Origin of the sequence: Bacillus sp. ZY-1-1 (assembly GCF_003047165.1) — a bacterium.
GTDB lineage: Bacteria > Bacillota > Bacilli > Bacillales > Bacillaceae > Bacillus > Bacillus velezensis.
In genome coordinates this window covers 1,527,084-1,541,333 of the sequence record NZ_CP027061.1, presented here as the reverse complement: position 1 = coordinate 1,541,333, position 14,250 = coordinate 1,527,084, and the positions used below count along the sequence as shown (strand labels likewise).

The 14,250-nt window shown below is 46.3% G+C and carries 16 protein-coding genes; 4 read left to right on the top strand and 12 right to left on the bottom strand.

Annotated elements, in window-relative coordinates:
* Positions 1-43: 43 nt before the first annotated feature.
* Both rpmG and rnz read right to left on the bottom strand, forming a co-directional pair.
* On the bottom strand, positions 44-193 hold the full coding sequence (rpmG, locus tag C5I45_RS08130) for a 50S ribosomal protein L33 (protein ID WP_003153246.1): 150 nt from the start codon (positions 191-193) through the stop codon (positions 44-46).
* Between the two features lie 78 nt (positions 194-271).
* Entirely contained in the window at positions 272-1,198 is a 927-nt protein-coding gene (rnz, locus tag C5I45_RS08125; RefSeq protein ID WP_003153244.1) for a ribonuclease Z, read from the bottom strand.
* Between the two features lie 208 nt (positions 1,199-1,406).
* Here rnz and zwf point away from each other — a divergent pair, with 208 nt between their 5' ends.
* Positions 1,407-2,876: a glucose-6-phosphate dehydrogenase gene (gene zwf, locus C5I45_RS08120; protein WP_003153243.1), complete on the top strand. Its 1,470-nt coding sequence runs from the start codon at positions 1,407-1,409 to the stop codon at positions 2,874-2,876.
* Positions 2,877-2,966: 90 nt separating this feature from the next.
* Here zwf and gndA read toward each other — a convergent pair whose 3' ends face one another.
* Both gndA and C5I45_RS08110 read right to left on the bottom strand, forming a co-directional pair.
* Entirely contained in the window at positions 2,967-4,376 is a 1,410-nt protein-coding gene (gndA, locus tag C5I45_RS08115; RefSeq protein ID WP_003153241.1) for an NADP-dependent phosphogluconate dehydrogenase, read from the bottom strand.
* A gap of 108 nt (positions 4,377-4,484) precedes the next feature.
* Positions 4,485-5,729, bottom strand: coding sequence for a DNA polymerase IV (locus tag C5I45_RS08110; protein ID WP_003153240.1), 1,245 nt, complete (start codon positions 5,727-5,729; stop codon positions 4,485-4,487).
* 75 nt (positions 5,730-5,804) lie between these two features.
* On the opposite strand from C5I45_RS08110, the gene C5I45_RS08105 reads away from it, so the two are divergent.
* A complete protein-coding gene (locus C5I45_RS08105; RefSeq protein ID WP_107994320.1) occupies positions 5,805-6,086 on the top strand; it encodes a hypothetical protein in 282 nt (93 codons plus the stop codon).
* Between the two features lie 32 nt (positions 6,087-6,118).
* Positions 6,119-6,955: a membrane protein insertase YidC gene (locus C5I45_RS08100; protein ID WP_003153238.1), complete on the top strand. Its 837-nt coding sequence runs from the start codon at positions 6,119-6,121 to the stop codon at positions 6,953-6,955.
* 113 nt (positions 6,956-7,068) lie between these two features.
* Here C5I45_RS08100 and C5I45_RS08095 read toward each other — a convergent pair whose 3' ends face one another.
* The 3 genes from C5I45_RS08095 to mce are packed head-to-tail and all read right to left on the bottom strand — an operon-like array spanning position 7,069 to position 10,139.
* Positions 7,069-8,184 (bottom strand): tripeptidase T, encoded by a 1,116-nt coding sequence (locus C5I45_RS08095; protein ID WP_025852824.1) that lies wholly within the window; start codon positions 8,182-8,184, stop codon positions 7,069-7,071.
* A 16-nt stretch (positions 8,185-8,200) separates the two neighbouring features.
* Entirely contained in the window at positions 8,201-9,724 is a 1,524-nt protein-coding gene (locus tag C5I45_RS08090) for an acyl-CoA carboxylase subunit beta (RefSeq protein WP_052586248.1), read from the bottom strand.
* Positions 9,711-10,139 (bottom strand): methylmalonyl-CoA epimerase, encoded by a 429-nt coding sequence (mce, locus tag C5I45_RS08085; protein ID WP_003153235.1) that lies wholly within the window; start codon positions 10,137-10,139, stop codon positions 9,711-9,713. Before mce ends, C5I45_RS08090 begins: the two co-directional genes overlap by 14 nt.
* A gap of 93 nt (positions 10,140-10,232) precedes the next feature.
* Here mce and prli42 point away from each other — a divergent pair, with 93 nt between their 5' ends.
* On the top strand, positions 10,233-10,328 hold the full coding sequence (prli42, locus tag C5I45_RS19645; RefSeq protein ID WP_021734205.1) for a stressosome-associated protein Prli42: 96 nt from the start codon (positions 10,233-10,235) through the stop codon (positions 10,326-10,328).
* Positions 10,329-10,341: 13 nt separating this feature from the next.
* Here the strand turns inward: prli42 and C5I45_RS08080 are convergent, their stop codons facing one another.
* From C5I45_RS08080 to C5I45_RS08060, 5 genes are all read right to left on the bottom strand, one after another.
* The gene (locus C5I45_RS08080) at positions 10,342-10,872 is read right to left on the bottom strand and encodes a L,D-transpeptidase (RefSeq protein ID WP_014305372.1); all 531 of its coding nucleotides are present in this window, start codon (positions 10,870-10,872) and stop codon (positions 10,342-10,344) included.
* Positions 10,873-10,941: 69 nt separating this feature from the next.
* The gene (locus tag C5I45_RS08075) at positions 10,942-11,895 is read right to left on the bottom strand and encodes an aromatic acid exporter family protein (protein ID WP_003153231.1); all 954 of its coding nucleotides are present in this window, start codon (positions 11,893-11,895) and stop codon (positions 10,942-10,944) included.
* 76 nt (positions 11,896-11,971) lie between these two features.
* Positions 11,972-12,694 carry an arginine ABC transporter ATP-binding protein ArtM gene (locus C5I45_RS08070; protein WP_014305373.1) on the bottom strand — a complete coding sequence of 241 codons (723 nt, stop codon included), beginning with the start codon at positions 12,692-12,694 and terminating at the stop codon, positions 11,972-11,974.
* A complete protein-coding gene (locus C5I45_RS08065) occupies positions 12,687-13,346 on the bottom strand; it encodes an arginine ABC transporter permease ArtQ (protein ID WP_003153227.1) in 660 nt (219 codons plus the stop codon). The genes C5I45_RS08070 and C5I45_RS08065 overlap by 8 nt, the downstream gene beginning before the upstream one ends.
* 61 nt (positions 13,347-13,407) lie before the next feature.
* Positions 13,408-14,175 (bottom strand): arginine ABC transporter substrate-binding protein ArtP, encoded by a 768-nt coding sequence (locus C5I45_RS08060; RefSeq protein WP_003153224.1) that lies wholly within the window; start codon positions 14,173-14,175, stop codon positions 13,408-13,410.
* Positions 14,176-14,250 lie beyond the last annotated feature (75 nt).

Below are 14,250 nucleotides of genomic sequence, written 5' to 3'. Positions count from 1 at the left end.
AAAAGCCATTGTGCAACGGCACAATGGCTTTTGTTATCGTGATCTATTTGGTCTCACGATGCAAAGTATACTTTTTCAACCGGGGTGAATACTTTTTCATTTCTAACCGGTCCGGATTCGTCCGTTTGTTCTTCGTCGTGATATAATTTCTGTCCCCTGTCTCTGTACAGGCCAATGTAACATTCACACGCATCATTTTCACCCCTTTTTTAAATCGTAATTATTACGTTTTATTATATATCATCAGAAAAAAATGTCAAGCGTCTATTTTTTAAGACCGCTCCACAGTGACCTCCATGAAGTCAAATGCGATCTTACTGTTTTCAAATACCGCTTTCGCCTCATGTTCGAGACGCTCTATCGGCGATTCACCCTGATACCTTGCGCTGATATGAGTTAAGATCAGCTGTTTGGCGCCTGCTTTTTTTGCCGTTTGCGCAGCCTGTTCTGTCGTCGCGTGATAATAATTATGTGCGAGCTTTGCATCTTCCTTGGCAAACGTCGCTTCATGAACAAGCACATCCGCATTGCGCGCAAGCTCCGTTACCCGCTCTGATGCCCTCGTATCCCCGGAAAAAGCGACGATTCTCCCTTTTTTCGGGGATTCCAGAAAATCCCGCCCGTTAATGATTCTGCCATCGTCAAGTGTGACCGTTTCGCCTTTTTTGAGTTTCTGATAGACGGGTCCGGGCGGGATATTCATTTCTTTCAATCTGCCGGCCTGCAATGCGCCGGGAATATCCTTTTCCTGAACCCGGTAGCCGAACGCTTCCACACCGTGAATGACGGATGCTGCGGTAACAATGAAGTGCTCATCTTCAAAAACCGTCCCCTCTTCGATTTCATGTACGGTAAGAGGATACGTCAGATGAGTCGCCGTCACGTTCAGGCTTGTTTCGATAAAGGCTTTAATGCCTTTTGGCCCGTAAATCGTCAGCTCTTCTTCACCGCCCTGAAATGAACGGCTCCCCAACAGACCCGGAAGACCGTAAACATGGTCGCCGTGAAGGTGGGTGATGAAAATCTTTTCTATTTTCCTCGGTTTGATTGTTGTATGTAATATCTGATGCTGAGTGGCTTCTCCGCAATCAAACAGCCATACGGAACGCCTTTCTTCAAGAAGCTTCAGCGCGACGGACGTTACGTTTCTCGTCTTTGCCGGCATGCCGGCCCCCGTCCCTAAAAATAATAATTCCACAATGCTTCCTCCTAGATCTTTGTACTACTAAGGATACAGGATCAGACTGAAAATGTGAATTCACCCGGGCCTTCTCCGGCCTGATTAATTTTTTTCCGCAAACCGCAAAAAACAGGCTGAAATGTTTGCTTTCAATGAATTTTAGATTTAAAATGAAGGAAATATGCGGGGTTTTAAACCATGCTTCAGATAAAGTGAGGTACTCTAAGTGAAAACAAACGACAAACCAAAAGCAGTAATTGTAATATTTGGTGCCACAGGGGATTTGGCAAAACGAAAACTTTACCCATCCATTCACCGTTTATATAAAAATGGTCAAATTGGTGAAGAGTTTGCAGTTGTAGGTGTTGGAAGAAGACCTTGGTCAAACGAGGACCTCCGGGAAACGGTTAAAACGTCTGTTTCTTCTGCCGGGCAAAAAGACATAGACGATTTCACATCTCATTTTTATTACCATCCGTTTGATGTAACGAATCCGGGTTCCTATCAGGAGCTGAATGTCCTGCTTGATCAGCTTGAACATACATATGAAATCCCGAACAACAGAATGTTTTACTTGGCGATGGCTCCTGAGTTTTTCGGCACGATCGCAAAATCACTTAAAAACGAAGGTGTCACAGCGACAAATGGCTGGTCCCGTCTCGTCATTGAAAAACCGTTCGGCCATGACCTGCCGAGTGCGAAAGAGCTTAACAAAGAAATACGCGAAGCTTTCACGGAAGATCAAATTTACCGGATCGACCATTATTTAGGCAAACAAATGGTTCAAAATATCGAAGTCATCCGGTTTGCGAATGCGCTGTTTGAGCCGCTGTGGAATAACCGCTACATCTCAAACATCCAGATTACGTCAAGCGAGGATCTCGGCGTTGAAGACCGCGCGAGATATTATGAAAAATCAGGCGCACTCCGTGATATGGTCCAAAACCATATTTTGCAAATGGTCGCTCTCTTGGCGATGGAACCGCCGATTAAACTGAACACGGAAGAAATCCGCAGCGAAAAAGTGAAGGTGCTGAGAGCTCTCCGCCCTGTCGCTCCAAACGAAGTGAGTGACTACTTCGTCCGCGGACAATACCAAGCGGGAACGATTGACGGAAACTCTGTACCAAGCTATACAGATGAGCATAATGTAGCACCGGATTCCAATACGGAAACATTCGTGTCCGGAAAGCTGTTAATCGATAACTTCCGCTGGGCCGGCGTTCCGTTTTATATCCGCACAGGGAAACGGATGAAAGAAAAATCAACGAAAATCGTCGTTCAATTTAAAGACATTCCGATGAACCTTTATTACGGCAATGAAACGAATGTAAATCCGAACCTGCTTGTCATCCATATTCAGCCGGATGAAGGCATCACACTATATCTGAACGCTAAAAAATTAGGCGGAGCCGCTCATGCTCAGCCGATTAAGCTGGACTACTGCAGCAACTGCAGTGATGAAATGAACACACCGGAAGCCTATGAAAAATTAATCCATGACTGTCTGCTCGGTGATGCGACAAACTTTGCCCATTGGGACGAAGTGGCGCTTTCCTGGAATTTCGTCGATGCGATTTCCGAAACGTGGGCAGCCGACAAAACCCTTTCTCCGAATTATGAAGCAGGGTCAATGGGACCGAAAGCTTCGGACGATCTTCTTGAAAAAGACGGTCTCCACTGGTGGAATATATAAGAAAAAATTTAAAAACCGCGGCGCCGTTCATGACGGCCCGCGGTTTTTAATATCAGAAAAGCCCCCGCAATCAATGCGGGGGCTTCTTCATTACTTCATCCATTCAGTATGGAAAATGCCTTCTTTATCTGTGCGTTCATACGTATGCGCGCCGAAGTAATCACGCTGCGCTTGAATCAAGTTTGCAGGAAGCACTGCCGTACGGTAGCTGTCGTAATACGCAAGTGCGCTTGAGAACGAAGGTACCGGCACGCCTTGGGCTACGGCAAGTGAAATCACTTGGCGAAGAGCGCCTTGGTAGCTTTCTGCAATGTTTTTGAAGTAGCTGTCTAACAGCAGGTTGTCAAGCTCCGGTTCACGGTCATATGCGTCTTTGATCTTTTGCAGGAACGCCGCGCGGATGATACAGCCGCCGCGGAAGATCATCGCGATTTCACCGTATTTCAGATCCCAGTTATATTCTTCAGACGCGGCTTTCATTTGGGCGAAGCCTTGTGCGTAAGAACAGATTTTACTCATGAAGAGCGCTTTTCTGACCGCTTCAATCAGCTCTTCTTTATTTTCAGTGACCGGCTTAACGTCTGGTCCGGACAGAAGGCCGCTTGCTTTCACACGCTCTTCTTTCATTGCGGAAATGAAACGCGCAAAAACAGATTCAGTGATAATCGGAAGCGGCACGCCTAAGTCAAGAGCGCTTTGGCTTGTCCATTTACCCGTTCCTTTTTGGCCTGCTTTATCAAGGATGACGTCAACAAGCGGTTTGCCCGTTTCTTCATCTTTTTTAGTGAAAATATCAGCCGTGATTTCGATCAGATAGCTGTCAAGCTCTCCTTTGTTCCACTCAGCGAATACTTCGTGAAGCTCTTCGGCAGACAATCCGAGCACCTGTTTCAGAATGAAATATGACTCAGAGATCAGCTGCATGTCACCGTATTCGATACCGTTGTGCACCATTTTTACATAGTGCCCCGCTCCGTCCGGGCCGATGTATGTCGTACAAGCTTCTCCGTCCACTTTAGCAGAAATGGCTTCTAAAATCGGTTTTACGAGTTCGTGCGCTTCCTTTTGGCCGCCCGGCATAATAGAAGGCCCTTTCAGCGCTCCCTCTTCACCGCCTGATACACCCGTTCCGATAAAGTGAATGCCGCTTTCGGCAAGCTCTTTGTTCCGGCGCTGTGTATCTTTATAGTATGTATTTCCGCCGTCAATCAAAATATCGTCTTTTTCCAGATGAGGAAGAAGAGATTGAATCGTCGCATCCGTTGCAGTTCCCGCTTTAACCATTAATAAAATTTTACGGGGTGTTTCAAGAGACTGGACAAACTCCTCAATGCTGTATGTACCGACAACATTTTTACCTTTTGCCTCTTCTAAAAACTCTTCCGTTTTGCTGCTTGATCTGTTGTATACAGACACAGAAAATCCCCGGCTTTCGATGTTAAGAGCCAGATTTTTACCCATTACCGCAAGACCGATAACTCCGATTTGTTGTTTTGACATATTCTAACGTCCCTTCTTCAAACGTTTAACCATTTTAAAATTTAAATTAAAATAAAATGATATTTATACTAAAGAAATTATCATACATAACCCCTTTTTTCAAGTTATTCACCTTTTCTTTTCATCCTGAAAAAAGTCTCTGTTAAAGCTCGTCCCCCTTGTTTTGCTTTCTTCTTTTTTTATAACGGCGCCTTTTCTGATCAGGTTTTGGCCGTACTTTTCATTCAGCTCGTTCATCATCTGAAAAATCGGCTCATCCTTTGCGTCCTCCTTGAATGAAAACAGATCAAGCTGTTTATACGCCTGCTGTTTTTCAACCAGTTCCGTCCCGGTGATGCCGAGAAGCCTTACCGGGTTTTGGTTCCAGTGCTTGTCAAACAGTTCCATCGCCGCTTCCATGATGTCTTTTTTCTGATCAGCCGGATTGCTGAGGGTCATGCTTCTTGTGACTGTTTTCCAATCCGCATACCGAATCATGATGAACAGCCGGCAGGCCATGACCTCCTTACGCTGGAGCCGTTCGCTCACAGACAGCGCAAGCCGGTCAAACACGCCTGTTAATTCATCCCAGTCAGCCGAATCATGCGACAGGGTGGATGAGTTGCCGACGCTTTTAAATTCATAAATCCGCTCGGGATTGACTTCTGCAGGATGGATGCCGTTCGCTTTATCCTTCAGCCTCGGGCCGTTTATGCCGAGAAGCGTTTTCAGCGCATGTTCATCTCCTTTTGCCAAATCACCGATCGTTTTGATGCCGAGCGTTTTTATTTTTTCCGCAGTTTTCGTTCCTATACCGTGCATCTCTTCTATCGGAAGAGGCCATAAGACGTCCGGCAGCTCTCTTTTTCTTAAAATGGTGATGCCGAGCGGTTTTTTCATGTCAGACGCCATTTTAGCGAGAAATTTATTCGGGGCGATGCCGATGCTTGACGGGAGCAAAAGCTCTTTTTGCAGTCTCGCCTGAATGTCTGCGGCTGTCTCATACGCCCTGTGTCTGTGCGGTGTGTCCGTAATATCCATGTATCCTTCATCAATAGAAACAGGCTCGACTAAATCCGTATACTCCCTCAGAATGCTGAACATTTCTTTTGACGAACTCCGGTAGCGGTCAAAATTCGGAGGCACGACGATGAGTTCCGGACAGAGGCGTTTTGCCCGCCACACCGGCATGGTGGTCTTTACGCCCCGCGCTCTCGCTTCGTAGCTGCAGGTGACGATGATTCCTTTCCGTTCCTTCACGTTTCCGGCAACGGCGATAGGTTTTCCTCTTAAAGACGGATCATACGCCATTTCTACGGAGGCATAAAAACTGTTCATATCGATATGAAATATAATTCTCCCTTTTCCGGCCACTCCCGGCGCCTCCTTTCCTTTCATAGACAACCTTATATATATGTAGTAAAATAAGAGCTGAATGGATGTGATAAAATGATTCTTGAGTCAATGAATGACTTTTTATTTTTAGTCGATTTTTTCACAATTATTCTTCCCGCTCTGACCGCGATCGGCGTCGCTTTTCTTTTGCGTGAGCGCCGCGCAGGCGAGCATTGGAGAACGAAACGAATAGATGAACATCAAGCAGTCGTTCAGCTGAACCGAACAGACTTTCTTATTATTATATATCATCGCATTACAACTTGGATACGTAAAGTCATCCGCATGAATTCACCGGCGAATGATGATGAAGATGTCAGCTTCCTCCTTTTATAACGGCAAGTGAAGATATAAAGGAGGAAACATAATTGTCTAAAACATATCAAAAATGGATCGCATTGGGATTGTTTTTTATCGTACTGTGCACAGGCCGATCGGCTTTTGCGGCGACATCTCAGACTCAGACGGGAGGCCTCGGGAATATCGGTTTTTTCCACGATTACCTGATCGAGCCGTTTTCGGCACTTTTAAAAGGGGTGGCGGGCCTGTTCCACGGTGAGTACGGACTGTCGATTATTCTGGTGACGATTATCGTCCGGATCGTTGTATTGCCTTTGTTTGTGAACCAATTTAAGAAACAGCGGGTGTTCCAGGAAAAAATGGCTGTGATCAAACCGCAGGTCGACAGCATTCAGGCTAAAATGAAACAAACGAAAGATGCGGAAAAACAAAAAGAACTGCAAATGGAAATGATGAAGCTTTACCGTGAGCACAATCTGAATCCGATGGCAATGGGATGTCTTCCGATGCTGGTGCAATTCCCGATTTTGATCGGTTTTTATTACGCCATCCGCTCAACGCCGGAAATTGCTTCACACTCATTTCTGTGGTTCAGCTTAGGGCATTCTGATATTCTTGTATCACTGTGCGCGGGGGCCATGTATTTCTTACAGGCTTATATTTCCCAAAAATTAAACGAGAAATATTCACCGGCTGCTCAAAATCCGGCCGCGATGCAGTCAGCAAAAATTATGGTCTTTATTTTCCCTGTCATGATGACCGTTTTTTCACTTAACGTACCGGCTGCGCTGCCGCTTTACTGGTTTACAAGCGGACTGTTTTTGACAGTGCAGAATGTACTTTTACAGCAGACGCATCATAAAAAGAAACAGGCTGCGGCTCAGGCGGAGCCCGCCAAATCATAATACTGAAACCCTGCCGGAACCTATCCGGCAGGGTTTTTTCTTGTATCTGCAAAGCTTTAAGCCTAATATCATGAAGAATGAAAAAAGCACCCAATCAACTGGGTGCTTCGTTTTTAGTTGGCCGCTGTTTCGATAATGGCAACGACCATTTCCGCCGTTTTGACGAGCTCTTCAATCGGCATTTTTTCATTTTTCGTATGGATTTGTTCATAGCCTACTGACAGGTTGACTGTCGGAATGCCGTGGCCGGCAATGACGTTTGCGTCACTTCCGCCGCCGCTTGTCTGAAGTTCGCTCGGACGGCCGATTTTTGCCGCCGCTTTTTTCGCGACTTCCACAACCTGATCGCCGTCCTGATATTTGAAACCCGGATACATGACCGCGATGTCCACTTCCGCGCGGCCTCCCATCTCAGCTGCAGCAGATTCGAAAGCTTCTTTCATTTTCTGCACTTGCGCTTCCATTTTTTCAGGCACTAATGAACGCGCTTCAGCCAGAATATCAACCTGGTCGCAGACGATATTGGTTTGCGTGCCGCCTTCGAAACGGCCGATATTAGCCGTTGTTTCTTTATCAATACGGCCGAGCGGCATTTTAGAGATTGCTTTTGATGCGATTGTAATCGCGGAGATGCCTTTTTCCGGTTCTACTCCCGCATGCGCCGTTTTCCCGAAAATGGTTGCTCTCACTTTCGCTTGTGTCGGCGCGGCTACAATAATGTTGCCGACTTTTCCGTCTGAATCAAGCGCAAAACCGTATTTCGCGGTAATGTCTGAACGATCCATTGCTTTTGCCCCGACTAATCCCGATTCTTCTCCGGCCGTGATAATGAATTCAATGGTGCCGTGCTCGATGTTTTGTTCTTTCAGCACTTTAATGGCTTCAAACATTGCGGCAAGACCCGTCTTATCATCAGCGCCGAGAATCGTCGTGCCGTCGGATTTTACATAGCCGTCTTCCACAATCGGCTTAACGCCTTTGCCCGGAACAACCGTGTCCATGTGGGATGTGAAATAAATCGTATCCGTATCTTTTGTACCCTTTAACGTACAGATTAAGTTGCCGGCTCCATGCCCCGTCACTTCTTTTGTATCATCTTCTTTTACGCTCAATCCTAAATCAGTGAATTTTTGTTTGAGCACCTTGCTGATTTCCGCTTCATGTTTTGTCTCTGAATCAATTTGAACGAGTTCAAGAAATTCTTCAAGCAGACGTTTTTCGTTTACCATTTTCAGTTCCCTCCGTTTAAAGCGGTATATTACCGTGCTTTTTTTTCGGTCTTTCCTCTTCCTTATGCGCAAGCATGTCAAATGCCTGAATCAATTTTTTCCTCGAGTCTTCCGGCCGGATGATATCATCCACCATTCCGCAGGCCGCCGCTTTATACGGACCGGCGTTTTCCTTTTCGTATATGGCTTTTTTTTCGCGCTTCGTTTTCTCCGGGTCGCCAGAAGCCTGTATGTCTCTGCTGTATAAAATCGACGCCGCGCCTTCCGCTCCCATCACGGCGATTTCCGCATTGGGCCAGGCGAATACAAGATCTGCTCCGAGCCCTTTCGAATTCATGGCGACATAGGCGCCCCCGTAAGCTTTTCTGATGATGAGCGTCACTTTCGGCACCGCCGCTTCGGCAAAAGCATACAGCAATTTTGCTCCGTGACGGATGATTCCCGCATGTTCCTGCTGAAGGCCCGGAAGAAATCCCGGAACATCAGCGATCGTCAATAGCGGAATATGAAACGCGTCGCAAAAACGGATGAATCTCGACGCTTTGTCAGCGGCATCAATCGTGAGGCTCCCCGCCAAGTGTTTCGGCTGGTTTGCGACAACACCGACTGTACGCCGTCCGAGTTTCAGAAAACCGACAGCAATGTTTTTGGCAAAATACGGCTGAATGTCAAAAAACGTTCCGTCATCCGCCAGCTCTTTTATTACCTGTAACACATCGTAAGGTTTCGAACTGTCCGCGGGAACGAGGGTGTTTAATAACGGTCTGGCGTCTTCCTTTTTAACGGGTAGCGCCGTCTGTCCGCCGTGCGGGAGATAAGAAAGCAGGGTTTTCACAGCCGAAAGTGCCTCTTTTTCCGTTCTTGCGGAATAGTGGGCATTTCCGCTTATCACATTATGTATTCCCGCACCGCCTAAACTTTCCGCGTCAATCTGTTCACCCGTCACCTGTTCAATGACTTTCGGGCCTGTAATAAACATGTGCGACGTATGTTCCGTCATAATCACAAAATCCGTCAAAGCGGGTGAATAAACAGCACCGCCGGCACACGGCCCAAGAATGACAGAAATTTGCGGAATCACTCCCGAGTAAAGGACGTTGCGCCTAAAGATATGACCGTATCCATTTAATGATACCACACCCTCTTGAATTCTCGCACCACCTGAGTCGTTCAGCCCGATGATCGGGTTTTTGTTTTTCGCCGCCAGATCCATTACCGCCGCGATTTTTTCCGCATGCGTCTCGCCGAGCGTCCCGCCGAGTACCGTAAAGTCATGGGCAAACAAATACACGGGCCGTCCGTCAATTGTGCCGTATCCGGTAACAACGCCGTCTCCCGGAGCATTCTGGCACCCGGGCGTGCGGCTTTTGGCAAACGGCTGCAGCTCTGAAAAACTGTCTTCGTCCAATAGATAGTCAATTCTTTCTCTTGCCGTCAGCTTGCCTTTTTTGTGCTGTTTTTTATTTTTTTCCGCTCCGCCGCCGTTTGTTAAAAAGGAACGTCTTTCGTTTAAGTGTCTGATATGATCACTCATGTTCATCTTGAGTTTCTCCTTTTTCAATTGTTTCACAAAGCTCAATCAGGACGCCGTTCGCCTCTTTTGGAGAGAGAAATGCGATCTTCTTCCCGCCCGCTCCGTTTTGCGGTTCATGATGAAGCAAGGTCATGCGGCATGATTCAAGCTCCTTGATCGTTTCCTTCATATCGGCGCAGCGGAATGCCAAATGATGCAGCCCTTCGCCTCTTTTCTGTAAAAAAGAGCTGACGGGAGACGCGTCCGACAGCGGCTCAATCAGCTCAAGCTTTGTGCCTCCCGCTTCTAAAAAAGCAACTCTCACATTTTGGCCGTTTACCAGCTCGTCTCCCATATACGTAAGCCCGAGCATCCGTTCGTAAAATCCTCTCGCGGCTTCAATAGAGCTGACGGCAATGCCGACATGATCAAGTTTTTTCATAGCGCGGCCACCTGCTTTCCCCCATAGGATATGGCTTGTTCATACAAGCAAAACACGTTAAAATGGTAGACAGTAATCTTAAGGAGTGAAACAATGTCTCAAAAATTTATGAAAAGCGCCGTCATCGTCATTTTGGGCGTATTTATACTTTCAACCCTCCTCTCAGGCATTATGATGTATTTGCAGTAAAAAAGCAGGCGCCTCATTGCAAGGGGGTTTCCTGCTTTTTTATGAGGGCTTTCCGCTCTATTGCAATGTCCTCGAATGAGCGGTTTTCTTTTGTAATCAATACTTTCGTTCCGGGAGGGATAATCCGGAAAATACGGATGACATCCCGGTTTTTCATACGGATGCAGCCGTTTGATACAAACCCCCCGATCAGCTCTTCTCTGTTTGTTCCGTGAATGCCGTATATCCTGCCGTCGGTGCCCTTCGCATCAAAACCGATCCAGCGGACGCCGAGCGGGTTTTCCGGCGCGCCTCCCTCTACATTTTTCTTCCGGTAATACGGATTGACGGCTTTGACCGTTACCGTAAATTCTCCTTCAGGCGTCAAATCATCCGTTTTTCCCGTCGCCACCTGATATATGCCTTCTATTCGGTTATCCTTTACAACAGCAAGCGCATTTGTGGCTTTATTGACGATAATATAAGGGTCACCCGGCAAAGGGTTCGCGCCAAGCGGCCAAAGCGGAGACAGCAGCAGGACGGCTGACAATAAAAAAAATCGCATGGGCTCCCCTCCTTTTTTCATTAGAATGACCAATGAAAGGAGGACTCATGCGATTGATCCATATGTTTTTTACAGCTTGATGCCTTTGAAATAACTTTTAATCACGAGATATTGTTCCATCTCACCGAGGAGGTGGAACAAAGCCGCCCGCGCTTCAAACTCCTCACGCGTTGCCGGGAGCGGCATTTCTTCAAATTCCGTTCTCATTTCTGCAAGTCTTTTTAAAAATTTATGAGCGGTATTGCCGGGATGAATGGCTTCCCTTAATTCATGGATGAAATGGGCGATTATTTTTCCCTGCTCCACCGTTATTGAAATAGAGGTAATCTTCGGCAGCAGCCGTTCAATGATTTCAAATTGTTTCTGCCTCATCTTAAAATAATGATAGTAGAGATTTTCATGGCGCAAAATATGATTCTGCACGTCCCGATAGGCGAGGTTTTTCGCCTCTTGAATCATCTGATGCGTCTCCGGTATTTCCTTCCCCGTCCAATCTTGCTCACCAGTTAACAAATACCGTTCGATTTCGGCGAAGATGACGGAAAAGTTGTCCTCGATTTTTTTCCTGTACGCTGCGAGTTTTCTGTCGAGGCTCGGCATATACAGATTCATTAACAGCGCGACGCCGATACCTACGGTGATCAGCTGGAACTCATTCCAGATAAACGCCATCGTAATGCCGCCGGACATATATAAATGAAGAATGATTACTGAGCTGGTGACGATCCCTTCATTTATTTTTAAAACGACTGTAGTCGGAATGAACAGCACCAGCAATATTCCGATCGCAAACGGATAATAGCCGATCAGTCCGAAAAAGACATATGAAAAGACGATCGCCAATAAACATGCGGCAAATCGGGCCCACGAGGCCTGAAGCGACCGCTTTTGTGTAATCTGGATGCACAATATGGTGATGATTCCTGCGGATGCGAAGTTTTGCAGATGCAACAGCTGGGCTAAATAAATGGCCAGCGCCGTTCCAAGTGCGGTCTTTAGTGTCCGGTAACCGATTTTAAACATTGCTTGCTCCATTCTGTTTGTTTCTTTCTCAAAAAAAAGAAGAAGAGCATTCTTCTTCTTTTCTCACAGTTATATTTTATAATATTTTTTCTAAAAAGTCCTGTGCTCTTTTTGACTTCGGAGAAAGAAAAAATTCTTCCGGCTGACCGTCTTCCACGATCGTCCCTTCATCCATAAATAATACGCGGTCTGCGACTTCTTTGGCAAATCCCATTTCGTGCGTTACGATCACCATTGTCATGCCCGTCTGCGCGAGCTCTTTCATCACCTCAAGAACTTCTTTGACCATTTCCGGGTCAAGAGCCGAGGTCGGTTCATCAAACAGCATGATGTCAGGATTCATGGCAAGCGCCCGCGCGATGGCGACCCGCTGCTTCTGTCCGCCTGACAAACGGTTCGGATAGTCGTTCCGTTTGTCAAGCAGCCCGACTTTTTCAAGGAGAGCGCACGCCTTTTCCTCCGCATCCTTTTTAGACTCTTTCTTCACGCTGACCGGCGCGTATGTGATATTTTCAAGCACCGTTTTATGAGGAAACAGATGAAAATGCTGAAATACCATGCCGATATTTTCCCGCACTTTCAGTTTATTCGTTTTAGCTGCGGTGATTTCGTTTTCTTTAATGGCAATCGTTCCGCCGCTCGGGGTTTCCAGCAGATTTAAGCAGCGCAGAAACGTTGATTTGCCGGAACCGGAAGGGCCGATGACGGCGACGACTTCCCCTTCTTCGATCTGTGTTGAAATGTTTTTCAGTACTTCATGTTTCCCGAATGATTTTGACAGGTTGTCGACCTTAATCATTGGCTTTCAGCTTCCTTTCTACGCCTTTTCCGATGAATGCTAAGATCAAAACGAGCACGTAATAGATTAAGCCCGCCACAATAAGAGGTTCTAAATAGTTGTATGTTGCGGCGCCGGACTGGTAGGCCCGTCTCATAATATCGCCGAGACCGATTACCGTGACGATTGCCGATTCTTTCGTCAAGGTGATTAATTCGTTAATAATAGCCGGAGAAATGTTTTTAAACGCCTGCGGCAGCAGCAGATCTTTCATCATTTTTCCGTACGGCACGCCGAGAGCGACGGCAGCCTCTTTTTGTCCTTTGTCAATTGCGTTGATTCCCGCTCTGATAATTTCAGAGACGTAAGCGGCTGAATTGAGCGATAATGCGGTGACCGCCGCCCAAAATTGATCGATCTGAAAGCCGAGAAGCTGCGGCATACCGAAATAGATGATCATCAGCTGCAGCACGAGCGGCGTGCCGCGGAATATCGAAGTATAAAAATCCGCAATCCATTTCAGCGGACTGATCGTGCTGATTTTAAATAAGCTTAGCACGATTCCTAATACAAGACCGATGACCGCTGAAACGAGCACAATTTTTAATGTGACCGCAAGGCCTTCCAATATAAAAGGAATTTGGGGGATTGTCGCTGAGAAATCCAAATTCATACGTGTGATCTCCTTTGTCTTTATTCAAGATAAAAAGCTCAACGAAAAGTTGAGCTTTCTTTTATTTCTCGTTGGTGAACCATTTTTTCTTCAGTTTTTCGATTTCTCCGTTTTTCTCCATTTCTTTCAGCGCTTTGTTAAACTTCGCTGTCAGATCACTATCTTTGCGGAACGCAATCGCGGAGCCCGATTCGTCTGATTTCGCATCTGCTGACGCAAAGCCCTGCAGATCGTTATTTGAACTGAAATAGCCTTGTGCTACGATGTCTTCGATAATCGCGGCATCAAAACGCCCGGATTTAATCTCTTCCGTTAAGTCTGAGATCCGGTTGCGGTCTTCGAGCTGAAAACCGTATTTCGAAGCGAGCTTCTTGCCTTTTTCCTCTTGAATGGAGCCGAGCTGAACACCGACGGTTTTTCCTTTCAGATCATTCAGGGATTTAATGCTGCTTCCCTTTTTCGTAACGATCATATTGTTAGCAGTATAATAAATATCAGAAAAATCAACTTGCTTTTTCCGTTCCGGCGTAGGTGTCATTCCAGATAAAATCATATCTACCTGCTTGGACTTCAAGGCTGTAATCAGGCTGTTGAAGTCCATGTCCTGCACCTCAACGTCATAGCCGGTCTTTTTGCCCAGAGCTTTTGCCAGATCAACGTCAAACCCGGTGATCTGATCGCCGTCTTTATATTCAAATGGTTTATAGTCAGCCGATGTACCCATAATCAGCTTATTCTTTCCGCCCTCTGAGCCTGAATTGCCTGATCCGCAGGCGGACAGCGCAAAGGTGATACATGCAGCAGCTAATACCAACAGCCATTTCTTCATGATTCATTTCCCCCATATCTACTGATCTCTTAAAATTGAATATTTATTCGTTAACTTGTATTTTAAACACTTTTT

Excerpts from the sequence above, each read along its gene's own strand:
- C5I45_RS08060 (WP_003153224.1), bottom strand. The coding sequence starts at position 14,175 with ATGAAGAAATGGCTGTTGGTATTAGCTGCTGCATGTATCACCTTTGCG.
- C5I45_RS08065 (WP_003153227.1), bottom strand. The coding sequence starts at position 13,346 with ATGAATTTGGATTTCTCAGCGACAATCCCCCAAATTCCTTTTATATTG.
- C5I45_RS08075 (WP_003153231.1), bottom strand. The coding sequence starts at position 11,895 with ATGTTTAAAATCGGTTACCGGACACTAAAGACCGCACTTGGAACGGCG.
- gndA (WP_003153241.1), bottom strand. The coding sequence starts at position 4,376 with ATGTCAAAACAACAAATCGGAGTTATCGGTCTTGCGGTAATGGGTAAA.
- rpmG (WP_003153246.1), bottom strand. The coding sequence starts at position 193 with ATGCGTGTGAATGTTACATTGGCCTGTACAGAGACAGGGGACAGAAAT.
- C5I45_RS08095 (WP_025852824.1), bottom strand. The coding sequence starts at position 8,184 with ATGGTAAACGAAAAACGTCTGCTTGAAGAATTTCTTGAACTCGTTCAA.
- prli42 (WP_021734205.1), top strand. The coding sequence starts at position 10,233 with ATGTCTCAAAAATTTATGAAAAGCGCCGTCATCGTCATTTTGGGCGTA.
- C5I45_RS08070 (WP_014305373.1), bottom strand. The coding sequence starts at position 12,694 with ATGATTAAGGTCGACAACCTGTCAAAATCATTCGGGAAACATGAAGTA.
- C5I45_RS08080 (WP_014305372.1), bottom strand. The coding sequence starts at position 10,872 with ATGCGATTTTTTTTATTGTCAGCCGTCCTGCTGCTGTCTCCGCTTTGG.
- C5I45_RS08090 (WP_052586248.1), bottom strand. The coding sequence starts at position 9,724 with ATGAACATGAGTGATCATATCAGACACTTAAACGAAAGACGTTCCTTT.
- C5I45_RS08105 (WP_107994320.1), top strand. The coding sequence starts at position 5,805 with ATGATTCTTGAGTCAATGAATGACTTTTTATTTTTAGTCGATTTTTTC.
- mce (WP_003153235.1), bottom strand. The coding sequence starts at position 10,139 with ATGAAAAAACTTGATCATGTCGGCATTGCCGTCAGCTCTATTGAAGCC.